Source organism: Planococcus sp. SE5232, assembly GCF_050686535.1.
Taxonomy (GTDB): domain Bacteria; phylum Bacillota; class Bacilli; order Bacillales_A; family Planococcaceae; genus Planococcus.
Map to the genome: position 1 here is coordinate 810,320 of NZ_JBOGCP010000001.1, position 18,525 is coordinate 828,844.

The following is an 18,525-nucleotide window of genomic DNA, read 5'->3' on the forward strand; positions in this document are numbered from 1 at the left end:
GTAGCTTTGGCTGAGGCCAAAATATGTGGTCTTTTGTCTAATCTGCAGTTCCTGCCAATCCTTCATTGAAAAAAACAGTCGAGTCAAGCTATAATATAAAGGTTATCAAAGGACGGGGAGGCGGAGAGCCATGCAAAAGACAGTGACGATCAAACTGACGACGACGATCCGCCAGCCGGATATGGAAGAGCAAGTGATGACGTTGGAATCCCAAGGCACCTTGACGGAAAAAAACGAGCTGCGCTATCTGCAATATGCGGAGCAGCAGGACGAACTTGAAATCCGGACGACGGTCAAAATTCAAGAAAATGAAGCGGTGATCATGAGAAGCGGCGGCCTGCAGATGCGGCTACCTTTTTTATTACATAAAGAACAAACCGGCAATCTGACCAATGAACAGGGGTCATTCATGCTGACGACAAAAGCGCACGAGCTGTCGGTCAGCGATACGCGGTTCATGGTCCGCTACGACCTTACGCTTGGCGCGGATCATGTCGGCGAATACGAAATGGAAATACAGTTTATGGAGGCTAAATGATGAATGCAGTAGAAAAAGTTCAACATGCGATTAAAACAGCGTTTAAAGAAGCGATCGAAAAAGCGGAATTGACGACCGAGCCGGTTGAAGTCCAACTCGAATCGCCGAAAGATAAAGCGAATGGCGATTACGCCACGAACATCGCCATGCAATTGACACGCTTGGCGAAAAAGCCGCCCCGCGCCATTGCCGAAGCGATTGTCGAAAACCTCGATAAAGATGCAGCAAATATCCAGACAGTTGAAATTGCCGGACCAGGCTTCATCAACATCACCATCAAAAAGGATTATTTGCAGGATGTCATCAAAACCGTGCTGGAGCAGAAAGCCGATTATGGCCGTTCAACAGCAGGTGGCGGCGAACGCATCCAGGTGGAATTCGTATCAGCCAATCCCACAGGCGATCTGCACTTGGGCCATGCCCGTGGATCTTCAGTCGGCGATTCGCTGTGCAATGTATTGGACCTGGCAGGATACGAAGTATCACGCGAATATTACATTAACGATGCCGGCAATCAAATCAACAATTTGGCTTTGTCGATCGAAGCACGTTATTTTGAAGCGCTAGGCAAAGGCGACAGCATGCCGGAAGACGGCTACCGTGGACAGGACATTAAAGACATCGCGGACGCGCTAGTCCAGGAACATGGCGATAAATTCGTCAGCATGACCCACGAAGAGCGCTTTGAAGCATTCCGCCAGCACGGATTGAAAGTGGAATTGGCGAAATTGCAGCAGGATCTGGCGGACTTCCGCGTGGAATTCGACGTTTGGTATCCTGAATCATCCCTTTACAAAAATGGCAAAATTGATGATGCGTTGGCTAAACTCCGTGCCAATGGGCATGTCTACGAAGAAGATGGGGCGACTTGGTTCCGTTCAACGACCTTTGGAGATGACAAGGACCGCGTGTTGATCAAGAATGACGGCACGTACACATATTTGATGCCCGACGTCGCTTACCATGAAGACAAATTGCAGCGCGGATTCGACAAGCTCATCAATGTCTGGGGAGCTGATCACCACGGCTATATCCCACGCATGAAGGCGGCGATCCAGGCACTTGGTTATGACCGCGACACGCTAGAAGTCAGCATCATCCAGATGGTGCAATTGTACAAAGACGGCGAAAAGATGAAGATGAGCAAACGTACCGGTAAAGCGGTGACGATGCGCGAACTGGTTGAACTCGTCGGCTTGGATGCGGTGCGTTATTTCTTCGCGATGCGTTCAGGCGATACGCATATGGACTTTGATTTGGATTTGGCCGTTTCACAGTCCAATGAAAATCCGGTCTTTTATTCGCAATATGCTCATGCCCGCATCTCTTCAATTCTGCGCCAGGCAGAGGAGCAAGGTCTGTTGGCTTCAGAAGGACAGTTGAACTTATTGACTTCTGAGAAAGAAATCGATGTCCTGAAGAAAATTGGGGATTTCCCGCAAGTGATCGCCGATGCAGCGAAGCAGCGCGCGCCTCATAGAGTTACGACCTATATCCATGAATTGGCATCCAATTTCCACAGCTTCTACAATGCCAATAAAGTATTGGACGCGTCGAATCCGGAATTGACTGGCGCCCGTCTCGCATTGATCACAGCCGTGAAAACGACTTTAGCCAATGCATTGAAAACAGTCGGCGTTGCAGCTCCGGAAAAAATGTAAGAAACACACCCGCGTTTAGGTGTATAATAATAGAGAAGTAACAGAATATGATAACAATTCATAAAGGTGCTTATGTCTAAGAACATGAGTTAAAAGGGAAGCCGGTTCAATTCCGGCGCGGTCCCGCCACTGTATGTGAGAGGAATCTGCTAGATGCCACTGAAGCGATGCTTTGGGAAGGTGCAGAAACCGACGACCACAAGCCAGGAGACCTGCCTTTATGACGACACACCCAAACGCCTGCGAGGAAAGGCTGGATGCGCATGCTTTTTTATGGCGTCCTTTCCATCCCTCGCAGTTTGCTGCGGGGGATTTTGTGTTCCCAAGAAAATTTTTCAACCTTTTGTACCTGAATTGTTTAAGGAGTTATTTCTATCATTTAATAAAATGGCTAGATAAGTTGAGCTAAAGAAATAGCATTTTATATATCGCTGCGACTATCAGAGAAAACTCTAAAGATATGGAGCAAAACAGCGAAGACTCCTGCGGCTTAGCGAGACGACCGATACACCGCAGGGAGCGCAGCGGACGAGGAGGATTGGGCGCGAGCCCGCTGGAAAGCGTAGCTGTTTTACGGAATATCTACTACTACAAATTATTAGTTCAATTTATATAGATAAAGCATTACAAACAACAAGGGGGTTTTATTCATGAAGAAGATTTGGAAATTTGGAGCAACAGCAGGGTTGGCCGCGGTTTTAATGGCAGGGTGCGGAGATACGGCAACACCGGTGGAAGAAGAAGACGTGGAAACACCGGCAGAACCGCCGACAGAAGTGGTGGATGTTGAATTTCCAGTGACCATGACGGATGCAGTCGGGGAAGAAGTGGTCATTGAGGAAGAACCGGAAGCTATTGTCTCAATGGTGCCGTCGAATACGGAAATCGTCTATGAGTTAGGGGCGGGCGACAAAATGGTCGGGGTCTCGGATTTTGACAATTACCCGGAAGAGGCAACAGAAGTCGAGAAAATCGGCGGCCAGGAATTCAATGTGGAGAAAATCATCAGCCTTCAGCCGGACTTGGTGCTGGCCCATGAATCCGGACTGGGTGTCGGAGACGCAGGCTTACAGCAATTGCGTGATGCGGGACTTGATGTATTCGTCGTCAATAATGCGATCAGTTTTGAAGAAGTCTATGATTCCATCACGGTTATCGCGCAAGCGACCGGTACGATGGAAGCAGCGGAAAGCATTGTTTCAGAAATGGAAGTACAAGTGGCGGAAATCGAGGAACTGGCAAGTACAATCGAAGAGCCGAAAACAGTCTTTTTGGAAGTTGGCAGCCAGCCGGACATCTATACGACCGGTAAAGGGACATTTATGGACGAAATGCTGACACTCATCAACGCTGAAAATGTAGCCGGCGATTTGGAAGGTTGGGTAAGCATGGATCCGGAAGCCATCGTTGCGGCTAATCCAGATGTGATCATTACAACTGAGGGTGCCTATGTAGAAGACGCTGTCGAACAGATCAAATCACGCAGCGGCTTCGCAGAAGTGACTGCTGTTAAAGAAGATGCTGTCTATAACCTGGATTCGGATATGCTCACCCGTTCAGGCCCACGCTTATCAGAAGGGCTGATGGAAATGGCGCAAGCTGTTTACCCTGAAGTTTTCAATGACTAAGAATGTACTGGCATACAGCGTCTCGCTGCTGATTTTAGCAGGAGCCGTACTGCTGGGAGTAACGGTCGGAACGGTCTCCATTTCACCGGTCGTGCTGTGGAATCCGTCAGCGGATGAAGCAGCTGCCAATATACTATGGAACATCCGCATGCCCCGTGTCATTTTAGCAGGGCTTGTCGGTGCGGCGCTGGCGATTGCCGGTGCAGCGTTTCAGGGGCTTCTGAAGAATCCACTGGCCGATCCTTACACCTTGGGAGTGTCTTCCGGTGCCTCAGTCGGCGCTGTGATGACGCTCTTTTTTGGTATTTCGATTCCGTTTCTGGGACCATTCACCTTACCGGTCATGAGCATGATCGGTGCGCTTTTGACGATGCTTGCCGTCATGAGCTTCGCTAAGCTGGTGGATCGCTCCATGAAAATGGAAACGGTCATTTTGACAGGCATCATCTTCAGTTCATTTCTCGGATCGATCATTTCCCTGATGATCGCGTTGACCGGGGAAGAACTGCGCCAAATCATCGGCTGGCTGCTCGGCAGTGTGTCGATGCGGGGCTGGCCATACGTGCGGATGGCGCTGCCCTTCGTTTTGATCGGCTCTTTCGTTTTATGGCTGAAGCGCCGTGAGTTGAACGCCATGCTGTTCGGGGAAGAGCGCGCGCAGCATTTGGGTGTGGATGTCAAAAAGAGCAAAATGACGATTTTAATCGGTGGTTCGGTACTGACGGGAGCAGCTGTTTCGGTTTCAGGAACCATCGGCTTTGTCGGCTTGGTCGTTCCGCATATGACCCGGTTGCTATGGGGGGCGGACCATCGGCACGTTTTGCCTTTATCGTTCATCAACGGAGCAGCTCTTTTGATTGTCTGTGATTTGGTATCACGAACCATCATTTCACCGACGGAATTGCCGATCGGTGTCATTACCGCCTTTATTGGAGCGCCGGTATTTGCATTCATCTTTTTCCGACAACGCAAAGGAGGAGCTTAACTATGCTTGAAATAAAAGGGCTGACAGGCGGCTACGGCGATCAGGATATCGTCAAAGACGTATCGTTTACTGTCGATAAAGGCTCAATTCTCGGTATTTTAGGACCAAACGGGAGCGGCAAATCGACCCTGATGAAACTGATCAGCGGCGTGCTGCCGGCAGCAAAAGGGGATGTCCGGATAGACGGTGTATCGGTTGCTGATTTTCCGGCAAAGGATTTGGCCAGAAAAATGGCGGTCTTGCCTCAATTGCATGCCCACGCTTTTGCCCATACCGTCCGGGAAACGATTTCACTTGGCAGATACCCATATCAAAGCGGCTGGTTTTCTTCCTGGTCGGAAGAAGATGAGCAGGCCGTACTGGAGGCGATGCGCCTGATGGACATCAGCCATTACGAAAAAACTCAGATCGACCGGATGTCGGGCGGCGAACAACAGCGCGTCTTTGTGGCTCAGGCACTGGCGCAGGATGCAGGGATTCTGTTGCTGGATGAGCCGACCAACCATCTGGACATCAACCATCAGAAGGAATTACTCGACACCATTAAAAAGCAGGCCATCGAAAAAGACTTGACGATTGTCTCCATTTTTCATGATATCAACCTGGCGTCGATGTATTGCGATCAATTGCTGTTGCTGGACCGGGGACAGGTTGTCCGGATCGGCGAACCGCATGAAGTGGTTCGGGAACAGGACATCGAAACGGTCTATCATACACGCGTCAGCAATCATCCGCATCCTGAATTGCCGAAGCCGCAGATCACTTTATTGCCTGGGATCGAACGTGAAGCCGATTTCCACACCATACGCGCTGAGGAATTTCAGATTTCCAAAGATATGGTCCTTTATGAAAGCCCGATTCCGTTAAAGACGGTTTCTTCAGCGGTTGTCAACGCGGGTTCCGGATGGTTCCGTAACTTTATGAACCGCCATGTGGATGCTTTTTATAATATCAATGACAGCGTCCAGGAAATGTCCGATTTCATTGAACTGAGCGGATTGAAGACGACGGATACGGTAGGGATGATGACCGCTGTCCAGACGCAGGACGCCATCATCAAAGAATACCTTGGTCCATTCGGTTCTGTCGTGATTGCTGTTACGGCGGGCGTCGGCAACGGCGTGGATGTCTCGAAAGCCGTGGAGCGTACATTGCGCGTCGGGACCATCAACACATGGATACTGGTCAATGGTGTATTATCAGATGAAGCTTTTATCCAGGCGATGATCACCGCGACAGAAGCCAAAACAAAAGCACTCCAGCAGGAACAGGTCAAAGATCCGTTGACGGGTACGATCGCAACGGGCACATCTACGGACAGCTGCCTGGTGGCGGCAACGCAGCAGGGCGAACAATTGCCTTACGCGGGACCTATCACCGAACTTGGAAAATTGATCGGTGTCGGTGTTTTTGAATGCACCATCGAAGCGCTCAAACTCTACCAGCAGGCGAAAGCGAAAAGCATATGATTCCTCATTTGAGTGCCATTGCGCTGGGATTGGCCATCGACCGCATCGTCGGTGATCCACCGAATTGGCCGCATCCGGTTCGCTGGATCGGCACAGCCATCACCAAGCTGACCAAACGATGGAACCACGGGCCGAACGCCTTCCGAAACGGTTTCCTGCTGCTGGCGACGATTGCAGTTTCGTCCTTTTTGATCGTATACGCGATTGTTTTTTTGGCCTATTCACTGAATGTCTTTGCAGGAATTGCTGTTGAAGCACTGCTCATCGCTTCGGGCCTGGCCCAAAAGAGCCTGAAGGATGCAGCGATGGATGTCTACAATCCGCTGACGAACAAACACATGGAACTGGCACGAGAGAAATTGTCATGGATTGTCGGCAGAGATACCGTTGGGTTAAGTGAAAGCGAAATTACGAGAGGCGTCGTAGAAACGGTATCAGAAAATACCAGTGACGGGGTAACAGCTCCGTTGTTCTGGGCATTTCTTTTAGGCGCACCCGGCTTATGGCTTTACAAAGCGGTCAATACGCTGGATTCGATGGTCGGCTACCAGAATGAGGAGTATGAGAAATTCGGCTTTGCCTCCGCAAAAGCGGACGATGTCTTGAACTTTATTCCGAGCCGACTGACGGGGATGTTGATTTTATTGATGACGGAAAATAAGCGTTCACTGACCATGCGTCAGCGTTTTTCAGAATGGCTGCGGGATGCTCCGAAGCACCCGAGCCCGAACAGCGGCTGGCTGGAAGCGGCGACTGCCGTGCAATTGGGGGTAGAACTTGGTGGAGTGAACCGCTACAAGGGAGTCGAGTCGGACCGTGCGCGTATGGGAAGACCGATTCATCCACTGGAAGCGCATCATATCAAGGATGCCGTCAGCCATATGCAGACGGTCACCATGGGTTTTTTCATTTTATTTGCCTTAGGAGGAATTTTGCTTGGAGTTGCCTAATCACGGAGCCAATCCGCTGCGTTTATACAAACAGGCAGGCATCAGTCCGCCACAACATATTTTGGATTTCAGTGAAAACGTCCACCCATTCGGACCGCCGGATTTTCTGGTGGAGCAATGGCCGGAAATGCTGGCCTTAACCCGTTCCTATCCGGATCCGGACGGAGAACCGTTCCGTACGGCCGCTGCAGAATACCATGGGGTCGCAGCCAATCAAGTGGCTGCAGGAAACGGCGCGGCCGAGATTTTCACTTGGCTGGCCAGAAGATACCGTGGCCAGCAGGTGGTCTTGGTCGAACCGGCATTTTCCGAATATCGCCAGTCACTGGAAGCGGAAAATGTCCGGATTAAAGAGATTCAATTGCAACCGGAAACCGGCTGGCGATTGACGGCCCAAAACGTTCAGGAGGCAATTTCAGGTTGTGCGGCTCTGTATATCTGCAACCCGCACAATCCTACAGGTACATTGCTGAACCTGGGTGAACTTCAGGAGATCGCGCAGATTTGCTTGGAAAATAACTGCGAACTCGTCATCGACGAGGCGTTTATCGATTTTATTGGAGAAGAAGCATCCTTTATGCCATTTTTAATGAGCTTTCCGGATGTCATCATCGTTCGGTCGATGACTAAAATGTATGCGATACCAGGACTCCGCCTCGGTTATGTGATCAGCCAGGCCGAAACGATTGGCCAACTGAAGCAGGGGGCGGCGCATTGGAACGTCAACGCCTTATCTGCGGCCATCGGTGCCCAATGCTTGGCCGAAGCGGCTTACCGCAGCAAAGTCATTACGGCTGCAACGGAAGAACGTCGGAAGATGCAGCAGTTTTTGGCGAGGAACCAATGCCGGACAAGTGATTCTGTAGTCAACTTCCTGGCCTTCCAACTGCCGGACCCGGATAGATCCGCTGCATTTTTTAGGGAGCTCCTGAAAACAGGAGTCGTCCTGCGGCATACCGAATCGTTCCAGGGGATGGATGGCAAATGGTTCCGAATTGGTATGAAGTCAACCGAAAACATGAACATATTGCGGGAGGCGATTAAGGAATGGCTCGAGGGCAATTGATTTTTATCAGCGGAGGGGTCCGAAGCGGCAAAAGCGCTTATGCAGAGTCAATCGTCTGCGCAGCCGGCAACCGCCGGAAAATCTATTTGGCGAGCGGACGGGCTTACGATGAAGAAATGAAAGACCGCATTGAACGCCACCGGAAAGATCGTCAGGAAGATGGCTGGCAGACAATCGAAAAGGCCTATCGTATGGACAGTGTTCTGGATGAACTGCAAGCGGAAGACTTGGTACTATGGGATTGTGTGACGACTTGGCTCGCCAATGAACTGTACGAAGGGTGGGAGACAGGCAGCGTGTGTGCCGAAAAGCCAGGGTGCATGGAACAGAAATGGAACAGCCTCCAAAAGACGATTCTCGAAATGCTGGAAACCGTTGATTTATTGACAGTCGTCTCGAACGAAGTGCTGGACGACTTCGTGCGCGACGAACTTTACCAAAGCTGGCTCGGGCGCATCCATATTTGGCTCGTGCAGCAAGCAGATCAGGCTATCGAAATGGAAAATGGGCTGGCATTCAGAAGGAAGTGAAAAGATGCGCGGAATAATGATTCAAGGCACCGCTTCAGATGTCGGTAAAAGCATGATCTGTACAGCTTTTTGCCGAATACTTTCTGATGAGGGACTGAAAGTAGCTCCTTTCAAATCACAGAACATGTCGAATAACTCCTATGTGACCGTGCTGGGCGAAGAAATCGGCCGTGCGCAGGGCGTGCAGGCGGAAGCTGCCCGTACAGTGGCGACTGCCGATATGAACCCAATCCTCTTAAAGCCTGAAAGCGGCATGAAATCGCAAGTGGTCCTCTTCGGCAATAAACTGGAAACGATGGACGGCATGGACTACCGGGCACAATTTTATGAAAAAGGGCTGGCTGCAATCGATCAGGCACTGGGCAATCTGGCAAAAGATTTTACCCATTTAATCATCGAAGGAGCCGGCAGTCCGGCCGAAGTCAATTTGAACGACCGGGAACTGGTCAATATGACAGTTGCGAAACGTGCGGATGTACCGGTGATTCTCGTTGCCGACATTGAACGCGGCGGCGTGTTTGCCTCGATTGTCGGAACGCTCGCCTTGATTCCGGAACGGGAGCGTGTGAAAGGGCTGATCATCAATAAATTCCGCGGGGATGCCCGACTTTTTGATGACGGTGTCCGTTTCTTGGAATCCTATACGGGCATTCCCGTGCTCGGTGTCGTCCCCTATATGGCCAGCCATGAAATCGAACAGGAAGATTCACTCGGTGTTCAGGCGGTGCAGCGGGTATCTAGCGTAGAAGATGCGATTGAACTGGTGATCTGCCGGCATCCTTATATCTCGAATTTTACGGATATCGAACCCTTCCTGAATGAGCCGGATGTGACGATCCGCTGGGCGGAAACGGTCGAAGACATCGGACAGCCGGATATCCTTTTGCTGCCGGGCACCAAAAGCACGATTGCTGATCTGCGCTATTGGAAGGAGCAGGGGCTTAGCGCCAAACTGCAAACCTTGAAGGAGGATACCTGGATTGTCGGCTTATGCGGAGGCTATCAGATGTTTGCCGAAACCCTGTCGGACCCGGAAGGCCATGACGGCTTTGCTGCAGAAAGCGAAGAAGGGTTTGGTTTGGTGCCGAATATGCGTGTCCATTTTCAAGAACAGAAAGTAGTCCAAAGGCAGAGCGGAACGGTGAAGTTTGCAGAAGCAATAATCAGCGTGTCCGGCTACGAGATTCATCACGGCAACGTGTCTGGGACGGAACACCCGCTTATAAGCTGTGAACGTTCTGTCGAAGGTTATTTCCACGGCCATCTGCTGGGCACGCATCTGCATGGGTTTTTCCGTGAGCCCCATTGCCGTACCGCTTTCCTGGCACCGATCCGAAAGCAGAAGAACCTGCCATTGCCCGCGCCTGAAAAGCTGGAGGATCCTTTTGACCGCTGGGCAAAGCATGTCAGGCGGCATCTGAACTGGCAGAAAGTCGAAGAAATAATGGAGGGAAGCCGATGATCCGCCTTCTGGGAACAGGAATTCTATTGGTGCTTCAATTTTTCTCGGTGATTCCTGTGAAAAAGCAGCTGCCGATGGAAAAAGCCCCTATCACGGCTATGTATGCCATGTTGCCTTTATTGGGCCTGTTATTTGGCAGCACGCTGGCAGGGGCGGTCTGGCTGCTGCGGGAAACAACTGACACCAGTTCGCTGATGATCGGTTTTGTAGTTGTTGTCATCAGTATCGTGCTGACCGGTGGGTTGCATATGGACGGCCTGGCTGATACAGGAGATGCTTTTTTCTCTTACCAGGACCGGGAAAAACGACTTGATATTATGGGCGACCCACGGATTGGCGCGTTCGGTTCCATGGTTTTGCTGCTGTCGATTGTCGGGAAAATCATTATCGTAGCAGAATCCATAGAACTTGTTTCGCTGGTGCTGGTTTTATTTGTTCCGATCTTATCCAGAATCGGTTTGTTGATTCTATTCAGCTCCACGAAATCAGCGAAGCGGGAAGGTTTGGCGGCATTCTTTCAGCAGCATGCGGATCATAAGAGACTGAAGCTCGCAGCTGTTAGTTTATTGGCTGTCAGTTTTGCCTTCCTGGCTTGGAGCACGAGTTTCGGAATCGCCTTTATATTGCTGGTGCTCCTGCTCGTTTCGCTCTGGCTATTCCGCGCTTGGTGCTTGCGGAATTTCGGTGGGGTGACGGGTGACTTGTTTGGTGCTTATGTGGAAGGAGTGGAGATTCTATTATGGATCAGCCTTTTGTTCTTCGTTTAATCCGTCATGCCCCTACACGAGGCAATCAACAAAAACGCTATATCGGCTGGACGGACGAGTCGATCTTGCCGTTTCAGGCAGAACCTGACCTGGCATTGAAGAATGTTATCGGCAGTGACTTGAAACGCTGCCGGCAGACGGCCGAGGTGCTATTTCCAAATGCGGTCTACCGGGCAAACCGGGATTTGCGGGAATGCCATTTCGGCGAATGGGAAATGAAAACCTATGAACAACTGAAAGAGATTCAGTTGTACCGGAATTGGATAAACGAACCATGGAATATCCGGCCCCCTGGCGGTGAAAGTTTGAACGACATGGTGAAGCGGGTCGAACAGGGCATAAAGAAACTGCCGAAGGGCAGCGAAGTGACGCTGGTTCTCCATGGCGGCCCGATTCGATACCTGATGGCTCAGGCGTTGGGTGAAAGATTTCAAGATCAAATTGCGCTGCACGGCGGCTGCCACATTTTGACCTGGCAAAGCCGACAGGCATTCGAGGAGCGGGAATTATGCACATCGTTTTCGGTGGAGCCTTTAACGGCAAACGGCACTATGTGAAAGAGCAATTGAAAAAACAGGATATCGACTGGAATGAAGGCCGGTTACCTGCACCGGCAGCTGCTGAAACCATTGTTGTCATCGCCGGTTTGGAGCTGTGGGTGAAACAGCAGCTTGAACAGGGGCTGTCAGAAGAACAACTGATCGGGCAAGTGAGGAGAACAGCTGGCCATGGCCAAGCACAGCAAATTTGGGTTTTAACGGATCTGAACCGGGGCATCGTACCGACCGAACGCATCGAGCGCGAAATACGCGATGTTATCGGACGGCTGTATCAGTTTTTATTTTCCGAAGCTGAAGAAATTACACGGATTTGGTACGGCATACCAGAAAAAATTAAAGGGGCGGATAAAGATGAAGATTTACACGAAAACAGGGGATAAAGGGCAAACCAGTTTGATCGGAGCGCGTACAGATAAAGATGCGCCGCGCGTTGAAGCATACGGCACGATTGACGAAGTGAATTCATTTATCGGCAAGGCGATGACTGAATTGGAGCCGGAGACATATGCCGATCTGCTGGCGGATCTGGAAGCAATCCAAAATGAATTATTCGACTGTGGCGGCGATTTGGCCGATGTCCGCAAAGAACCCAATTACAAAATGACGGAAGAGCCGGTAGAAGTTCTGGAGAAGCGCATCGATGAATTGATGGAGGAACCGCCTTTGCTGGAACGCTTTATCCTGCCTGGGGGATCTCCTGCAGCAGCAACGCTTCATATTGCGCGCACCATCACACGCCGTGCAGAACGCCAGACAGTGACGTTGATGAGGGCAGGGGAAGATTTCCCGCCTGTAGTCCAGCGTTATTTGAACCGTCTGTCTGACTACCTGTTCGCCGCATCGCGCGTCGTCAATTCGCGTGCGAATGTGCCGGATAACGAATATGTGCGCAGCGCCAAAGTGTTCAAGAATGGCGGGCGCAGCAAAAAGTCGGTGGATTGAGTTGTCGACGAGAAAATTGGCACTTGCGGCTCTTTTCATCAGCTTATCCGCAATCGGAGGCATGATCAAGATTCCGCTCGGCATCGCGTCCATCGCGCTCGATTCGATGCCGGCACTAGTGGCCGTGCTGTTCTTTTCAGCGCCGCTCGCCGGAACGATTGCGGCATTCGGCCATTTGATTTCAGCTTTGTTCGGGGGCATGCCACTCGGGCCGTTTCATCTGATCATCGCGTTTGAAATGTGGGCAGTGGTGTGGCTGTTCGCGAAGCTGCATCAGTCCGGCAACCAATGGCTGAAATGGCCGGCATTCATCATCGGCAACGGAGTGCTTGCGGCAATCCCGTTCTATTTCCTGCTGTCACCGGCATTTTTCTATGCGTCGGTGCCCGGGCTGGTGATTGCGGCCGCGATCAATGTCGGGGTTGCAGCGATGCTGATGCCTTATGTGCTAAAAGTTCGTGGAGGGTCTCTGCATGCGTCATGAACTTTTGATCGGCGGCTTTGTCATCACTTCAGATAATTCAGCTGCAATCGGTGAAAAGCAGCAGGATGTGGTCTACGCTCCCGATGCCATAACGGCTAAGTTTGCGGCGCGGGTTGCGCTCCTTGAGCAATGGGCGGCGGGCAGCGAAGCGCAGGCAATACTGCTGCACAACTTCAGCGGGGCCGATCGATGGGATGTCTATATGCACGGCATCGCCAATCTTTTCGCTGAAGCAGAAACGCCAGTGCCGCCAGTTTCAGGAAGCTCAGAAACCAATATGCCGACGCTGCAATCCGGCATCGCCGTGACAATGATCGGCAAACAGCAACGGACACAGCCGCCTGCCGAATCGCTGCAGTGGTTCGTCTACGGTGTTCCACTAGTCGGGGAAGATGTCCTGGCGAAGGCAGATCAAGTCGCCAATCTCGCTGCCATCAAGAAAGCTTTTGAATCGGAGCTAATTGAACGTGTTTGGCCAGTCGGATCGAAAGGCATCGCGCATGAAGTGGAATTGTTGATGGGCAAGTCAAAGGGATTTTCCACAGTTCCTGACGTCGACAGCTCCGCTGGGCCGGCGACCTGCGTCCTGATCGGTGTCCTGCCGTCAAATAGAGGACGTGTTCAAGATTATTTCAAAGAACAACTTTTTCCGATCGAATTCCAATAGAGCAGAAACATCATCCATGAGTGGATGATGTTTTTTTGTCGAGGGAAAATTTATTCGAGGAGCAAAAAAACTGTAGATTTTACAATCTTGAACTGGTATCTTATGGATAGTAAATAGTCAAAAGCCGAAATTTGAAAACTCTTTTAAATAGTTGTTGACTGAATGCTCATTCATATTTTAATATAGAACATAGTATCGACAAGTTGTTCTCATTCACGTAGACTTTGGGTATGGAATTTTTAGAATATACACACAAGGGGGATATCACGATGGAGCCATTGCTTATTGCCAACTGGATTTTATTCATAGCTGTAACCGCTTACGCCATCTATCTCTTCATTTATTTATTGAAGTCGAGATATGATTTTATCAAACTCGGGAAAAAGGTTGAGTTTGAAGAGAATTTCAACGAGCGATTGCGCAAAGTTATGGTCAATGTTTTTGGACAAAAGAAATTAATGAAAGATAAGAAGAGCGGTACGATCCACGTCATGTTCTTCTACGGCTTCCTGCTGGTTCAGGCGAGCGCCATTGATTTCATCATCAAAGGCCTATCTCCGGATTCACATTTGCCGCTCGGCCCGCTTTACCCGGCCTTCACTTTCTTCCAGGAAATCGTGACGTTGACGATTTTGGTTGCAGTGGTCTGGGCATTCTATAGACGCTATATCGAAAAATTGGTTCGCTTGAAGCGCGGATGGAAATCGGGGCTTGTCCTTATTTTTATTGGTGGACTGATGGTGACCGTGTTGATCGGCAACGGAATGAACATGATCTGGCACGGCCACGAAGGTGCCTGGACAGAACCCGTTGCTTCACTTGTGGCGGCTGCCTTCGCTTGGTTGCCTGAAGCTGCAACTGTAACGATTTTCTACGTTATGTGGTGGGCGCATCTATTGTTCCTGCTGACGTTCCTGGTTTATGTTCCACAATCCAAGCACGCTCACTTGATCTTCGGGCCGGTCAACACCTGGTTCCACCGAGTTGATCATGTCGGACGCTTGAAGCCGATCAACTTTGAAGAAATGGAAGATGAAGAAGATCCGGATGCCATGCCTTCATTCGGTGTTGGAAAAATTACCGACTTCACTCAGGGGCAAATGATCGATTTTTACGCCTGCGTAGAATGCGGACGCTGTACGAATATGTGTCCGGCAACCGGGACAGGAAAAATGTTGTCTCCGATGGATCTTATTACAAAACTCCGTGACAACCTGACAAACACAGGTGCGGTCATGACACAGAAAAAACCATGGGTGCCGGCAATGGCATTCAGCAATACACAAGGAAACCAATTGGCGATGGCTGCCGGTGCTGAAGGAATCAGCATCGACGAACTATATAGCCCGAGCTTGATCGGAGACGTCATCACAGAAGAAGAAATCTGGGCATGTACGACTTGCCGTAACTGTGAAGACCAATGTCCTGTTATGAACGAGCACGTCGATAAAATCATCGACCTTCGCCGTTACCTGGTAATGACGGAAGGGAAAATGGACAAAGATGCGCAGCGCGCGATGACAAACATCGAAAAGCAAGGGAATCCTTGGGGCCTTAACCGCAAAGAAAAAGAGAACTGGAGAGATGCACGTCCAGATATCTCGATTCCGACAGTAAAAGAAATGAACAAAGCAGGCGAAGAATTCGAATTCCTTTTCTGGGTTGGATCGATGGGTTCATTCGACAGCCGCTCACAAAAAATCGCTTTGTCATTTGCCCGTCTGATGAATGAAGCCGGTGTGAAATTCGCGATTCTCGGCAACAAAGAAAAGAACTCTGGAGATACGCCGCGCCGCCTCGGAAACGAATTCCTGTTCCAGGAACTGGCGACAGGCAATATCAAAGAATTTGAAAAAGCGGAAGTCAAGAAAATCGTCACGATTGACCCGCATGCTTACAATATCTTCAAAAATGAATACCCGGATTTCGGTTTCAAAGCTGAAGTTTATCACCATACCGAAATGCTGTTCGAACTGGTGCAGGACGGACGTTTGAAACCGCAATTCCCGGTGAACGAACGAATCACGTTCCACGATTCCTGTTACCTCGGCCGCTACAACGATGTCTATGACGCACCGCGCGAGATATTGAAAGCGATCGAAGGCGTGGAATTGGTCGAAATGGTCCGTAACCGACAAGACGGCATGTGCTGTGGAGCCGGCGGCGGAATGATGTGGATGGAAGAAGACGCAGGCCATCGCGTCAATGTGGCCCGTACTGAACAGGCACTCGAAGTCAGCCCGACAATGATTTCTTCCGGTTGTCCATACTGCCTGACGATGCTGTCAGATGGAACGAAAGCCAAAGAAGTCGAAGACGAGGTTGGCACATACGATGTGGCTGAACTGTTGGAAATGGCCGTTCTCGGAAACGAAACACCAGAACCGGAAGCGATTGTCCAGTAAACATCCACAAGAACGCTTCAATAATTAATAATTGCTTAATGACAGAAAATTGAGTAGAATAACAGCATAAGCAAAAGAAGGAAGGGAGTGAATGCTCCCTTTTCTTTTGGAATCAAACCGAGCGAGCGTTCAGTCAATTTTATGAGTTGAATGAAATTCAGCTCAAAAAAATTTGCGACGAAGCTAGCGAAGCGATGTAGGAGCACCGGGTTTTTATGAGCTGGTTTGTGGAATATCCACGGTGGGATAGAGTCATGACAAAAAGTTAAATCAACCTAACTCACCAATTATATTTTTTTAATACATTTGAAACCGTTTACACGAAAACGAAAAGGGGAGGAAAATATTCATGGCAAAAACAGTCATCATCGATGGGGCACGTACAGCATTCGGGAAATTCGGAGGAAACTTGAGCACATTGACGGCAAGCGAACTCGGGGCAGAAGCGATCAAAGCGGCAATGAGCCGTTCAGATATCCAGCCGGAAGATGTCCAGGAAGTCATCATGGGCAATGTTCTGCAGGCAGGGCAAGGGCAGATCCCTTCACGCCAGGCAGCGAAAAAAGCAGGGATTCCTTACAACGTCAAATCCGAAACAATCAATAAAGTATGTGCATCCGGCATGCGCAGCGTCACATTGGCAGACCAGATCATCCGCTTAGGTGATGAAGAAGTCATCGTTGCAGGCGGCATGGAGTCCATGTCCAATGCACCTTATTATCTCCCGAAAGCGCGTTGGGGCCTTCGCATGGGCGATGCTCAAGTCGTTGATGGCATGGTCCATGATGGTTTATCCTGCTCATTTCATCCCGACAAAGTCCATATGGGGACATACGGAAACTCGACCGCAGAAGATTTTAACCTGACGCGTGAAGCGCAGGACGAATGGTCCGCCCGTTCACATGAACGCGCCATTAAAGCGAAGGATCTATTTTCTGAAGAAATCGTCGCCATCGACATTCCGCAGCGCAAAGGGAATCCCATTACAGTGGATGTTGATGAAGCGCCACGCGCCAATTCTACCATCGATGCATTGGCGAAACTGAAGCCGGCATTCGGCAAAGACGGAACAATCACTGCAGGAAACGCGCCCGGCATCAATGATGGGGCGGTGGCGCTTGTGCTGATGAGTGAAGAACGTGCACAGAATGAAGGGAAAAACGTCTTGGCGCATATTTTGTCTCACACCGAAGTGGCGATCGAGCCGCATCGTTTCCCGGAAACGCCTGGTATCGTCATCAATGAATTACTGAAGAAAACCGGTAAATCGCTGGATGATATCGATCTGTTTGAGATCAACGAGGCATTCGCGGCGGTTGCGCTGGCGAGTTCGAAAATCGCTGGTTTGGACGCTGAAAAAGTCAATGTCAACGGTGGATCAGTTGCACTCGGGCATCCAATCGGGGCGAGCGGTGCACGGATCATCCTGACATTAGCCTACGAGTTGAAACGCCGCGGAGGCGGCATCGGCATCGCAGCCATCTGTTCAGGTGGCGGTCAAGGCGACGCGGTCATGATCGAAGTTCCTAAGGAGGCAAAATAAGCATGTCGATTCAAAATGTAATGGTCATTGGCGCCGGACAAATGGGTTCCGGCATCGCGCAGGTTTGCGCACAAGCAGGATTGAATGTGAAATTGAATGATATGAAACAAGAAGCCTACGAGCGGGGAATCGGGACCATCACCAAAAACCTGACCCGCAATGTTGAAAAAGGGCGCATGACCGAAGAAGAAAAAACAGCAGTCCTCGGCCGCATCACCGCATCGCTTGATCTGAAGGATGCGCATGACGTCGATATCGTCATCGAAGCGGCTGTCGAGAACATGGCCATCAAGCACAGCATCTTTAAAACGCTGGACGAAGTGGCGCCAAAGCACGCGATCCTGGCAACGAACACGTCGTCACTTCCAATCACAGAGATCGCGGCAGTCACCAATCGCCCGGAGCAGGTCATCGGCATGCATTTTATGAATCCGGTACCGGTGATGAAATTGGTGGAAATTATCCGCGGTTTGGCAACTTCCGATGAAGTCTACAAAATAGTGGAAGAAATGACGGTTCAATTGTCGAAAACACCTGTGGAAGTGAACGACTTCCCGGGATTTGTCGCGAACCGCATTCTGATGCCGATGATCAATGAAGCGATTTTCACACTTCAGGAAGGTGTTGCGACCAAAGAAGCGATCGATGACATCATGAAACTCGGCATGAACCACCCAATGGGGCCGCTGCAATTGGCTGATTTTATCGGATTGGATACCTGCCTGTACATTATGGAAGTACTGCATGAAGGATTTGGCGACAGCAAATACCGCCCAAGCCCGTTATTGCGCCAATACGTCAAAGCAGGCTGGCTCGGCAAGAAAACCGGACGCGGTTTCTATGAATACACTTAATTATTAGGGGGAAC

Annotated in this window: 18 protein-coding genes and 1 riboswitch; all 18 genes read left to right on the top strand. The window is 50.3% G+C overall.

The annotated features are described in order from the left end of the window. Positions 1 to 130: 130 nt before the first annotated feature. The 18 genes from ACRC6Q_RS03895 to ACRC6Q_RS03980 all read left to right on the top strand — a co-directional run bounded on the left by ACRC6Q_RS03895 (position 131) and on the right by ACRC6Q_RS03980 (position 18,511). Positions 131 to 538, top strand: coding sequence for a DUF1934 domain-containing protein (locus tag ACRC6Q_RS03895; RefSeq protein ID WP_431465849.1), 408 nt, complete (start codon positions 131 to 133; stop codon positions 536 to 538). Then, entirely contained in the window at positions 538 to 2,199 is a 1,662-nt protein-coding gene (gene argS / locus ACRC6Q_RS03900) for an arginine--tRNA ligase (protein ID WP_431465850.1), read from the top strand. The genes ACRC6Q_RS03895 and argS overlap by 1 nt, the downstream gene beginning before the upstream one ends. A 47-nt stretch (positions 2,200 to 2,246) precedes the next feature. Continuing rightward, a riboswitch (cobalamin riboswitch) is annotated at positions 2,247 to 2,433 on the top strand. 416 nt (positions 2,434 to 2,849) lie between these two features. After that, positions 2,850 to 3,827 carry an ABC transporter substrate-binding protein gene (locus tag ACRC6Q_RS03905; RefSeq protein ID WP_431465851.1) on the top strand — a complete coding sequence of 326 codons (978 nt, stop codon included), beginning with the start codon at positions 2,850 to 2,852 and terminating at the stop codon, positions 3,825 to 3,827. Further along, complete coding sequence (locus ACRC6Q_RS03910; protein WP_431465852.1) at positions 3,820 to 4,812, top strand: FecCD family ABC transporter permease; 993 nt, start codon at positions 3,820 to 3,822, stop codon at positions 4,810 to 4,812. The genes ACRC6Q_RS03905 and ACRC6Q_RS03910 overlap by 8 nt, the downstream gene beginning before the upstream one ends. A 2-nt stretch (positions 4,813 to 4,814) precedes the next feature. After that, positions 4,815 to 6,281 carry an adenosylcobinamide amidohydrolase gene (locus ACRC6Q_RS03915; RefSeq protein ID WP_431465853.1) on the top strand — a complete coding sequence of 489 codons (1,467 nt, stop codon included), beginning with the start codon at positions 4,815 to 4,817 and terminating at the stop codon, positions 6,279 to 6,281. Then, the gene (cbiB, locus tag ACRC6Q_RS03920) at positions 6,278 to 7,231 is read left to right on the top strand and encodes an adenosylcobinamide-phosphate synthase CbiB (RefSeq protein ID WP_223640177.1); all 954 of its coding nucleotides are present in this window, start codon (positions 6,278 to 6,280) and stop codon (positions 7,229 to 7,231) included. The genes ACRC6Q_RS03915 and cbiB overlap by 4 nt, the downstream gene beginning before the upstream one ends. Continuing rightward, positions 7,218 to 8,297 carry a pyridoxal phosphate-dependent aminotransferase gene (locus ACRC6Q_RS03925; RefSeq protein WP_223640180.1) on the top strand — a complete coding sequence of 360 codons (1,080 nt, stop codon included), beginning with the start codon at positions 7,218 to 7,220 and terminating at the stop codon, positions 8,295 to 8,297. Before cbiB ends, ACRC6Q_RS03925 begins: the two co-directional genes overlap by 14 nt. After that, positions 8,279 to 8,827, top strand: coding sequence for a bifunctional adenosylcobinamide kinase/adenosylcobinamide-phosphate guanylyltransferase (locus ACRC6Q_RS03930; protein WP_223640183.1), 549 nt, complete (start codon positions 8,279 to 8,281; stop codon positions 8,825 to 8,827). The genes ACRC6Q_RS03925 and ACRC6Q_RS03930 overlap by 19 nt, the downstream gene beginning before the upstream one ends. A 4-nt stretch (positions 8,828 to 8,831) precedes the next feature. Further along, positions 8,832 to 10,289, top strand: a complete 1,458-nt coding sequence (locus ACRC6Q_RS03935; RefSeq protein ID WP_223640186.1) for a cobyric acid synthase — start codon at positions 8,832 to 8,834, stop codon at positions 10,287 to 10,289. Continuing rightward, positions 10,286 to 11,056 carry an adenosylcobinamide-GDP ribazoletransferase gene (gene cobS, locus ACRC6Q_RS03940; RefSeq protein ID WP_223640189.1) on the top strand — a complete coding sequence of 257 codons (771 nt, stop codon included), beginning with the start codon at positions 10,286 to 10,288 and terminating at the stop codon, positions 11,054 to 11,056. Before ACRC6Q_RS03935 ends, cobS begins: the two co-directional genes overlap by 4 nt. Then, positions 11,029 to 11,613: a histidine phosphatase family protein gene (locus ACRC6Q_RS03945; protein WP_431465854.1), complete on the top strand. Its 585-nt coding sequence runs from the start codon at positions 11,029 to 11,031 to the stop codon at positions 11,611 to 11,613. The genes cobS and ACRC6Q_RS03945 overlap by 28 nt, the downstream gene beginning before the upstream one ends. Then, positions 11,565 to 11,996 (top strand): bifunctional adenosylcobinamide kinase/adenosylcobinamide-phosphate guanylyltransferase, encoded by a 432-nt coding sequence (locus tag ACRC6Q_RS03950; protein ID WP_431465855.1) that lies wholly within the window; start codon positions 11,565 to 11,567, stop codon positions 11,994 to 11,996. Before ACRC6Q_RS03945 ends, ACRC6Q_RS03950 begins: the two co-directional genes overlap by 49 nt. Then, positions 11,968 to 12,558 (top strand): cob(I)yrinic acid a,c-diamide adenosyltransferase, encoded by a 591-nt coding sequence (locus tag ACRC6Q_RS03955; RefSeq protein WP_223640212.1) that lies wholly within the window; start codon positions 11,968 to 11,970, stop codon positions 12,556 to 12,558. The genes ACRC6Q_RS03950 and ACRC6Q_RS03955 overlap by 29 nt, the downstream gene beginning before the upstream one ends. Position 12,559: 1 nt before the next feature. Further along, complete coding sequence (locus ACRC6Q_RS03960) at positions 12,560 to 13,042, top strand: ECF transporter S component (protein ID WP_223640215.1); 483 nt, start codon at positions 12,560 to 12,562, stop codon at positions 13,040 to 13,042. Then, complete coding sequence (locus ACRC6Q_RS03965) at positions 13,032 to 13,709, top strand: alpha-ribazole-5-phosphate synthase (protein ID WP_431465856.1); 678 nt, start codon at positions 13,032 to 13,034, stop codon at positions 13,707 to 13,709. Before ACRC6Q_RS03960 ends, ACRC6Q_RS03965 begins: the two co-directional genes overlap by 11 nt. Positions 13,710 to 13,978: 269 nt before the next feature. Beyond that, positions 13,979 to 16,114: a (Fe-S)-binding protein gene (locus ACRC6Q_RS03970; protein ID WP_223640236.1), complete on the top strand. Its 2,136-nt coding sequence runs from the start codon at positions 13,979 to 13,981 to the stop codon at positions 16,112 to 16,114. Between the two features lie 349 nt (positions 16,115 to 16,463). Then, entirely contained in the window at positions 16,464 to 17,657 is a 1,194-nt protein-coding gene (locus ACRC6Q_RS03975; protein ID WP_431465857.1) for an acetyl-CoA C-acetyltransferase, read from the top strand. A gap of 2 nt (positions 17,658 to 17,659) precedes the next feature. Further along, positions 17,660 to 18,511, top strand: a complete 852-nt coding sequence (locus ACRC6Q_RS03980; RefSeq protein ID WP_431465858.1) for a 3-hydroxybutyryl-CoA dehydrogenase — start codon at positions 17,660 to 17,662, stop codon at positions 18,509 to 18,511. The last annotated feature ends 14 nt before the right edge of the window (positions 18,512 to 18,525 follow it).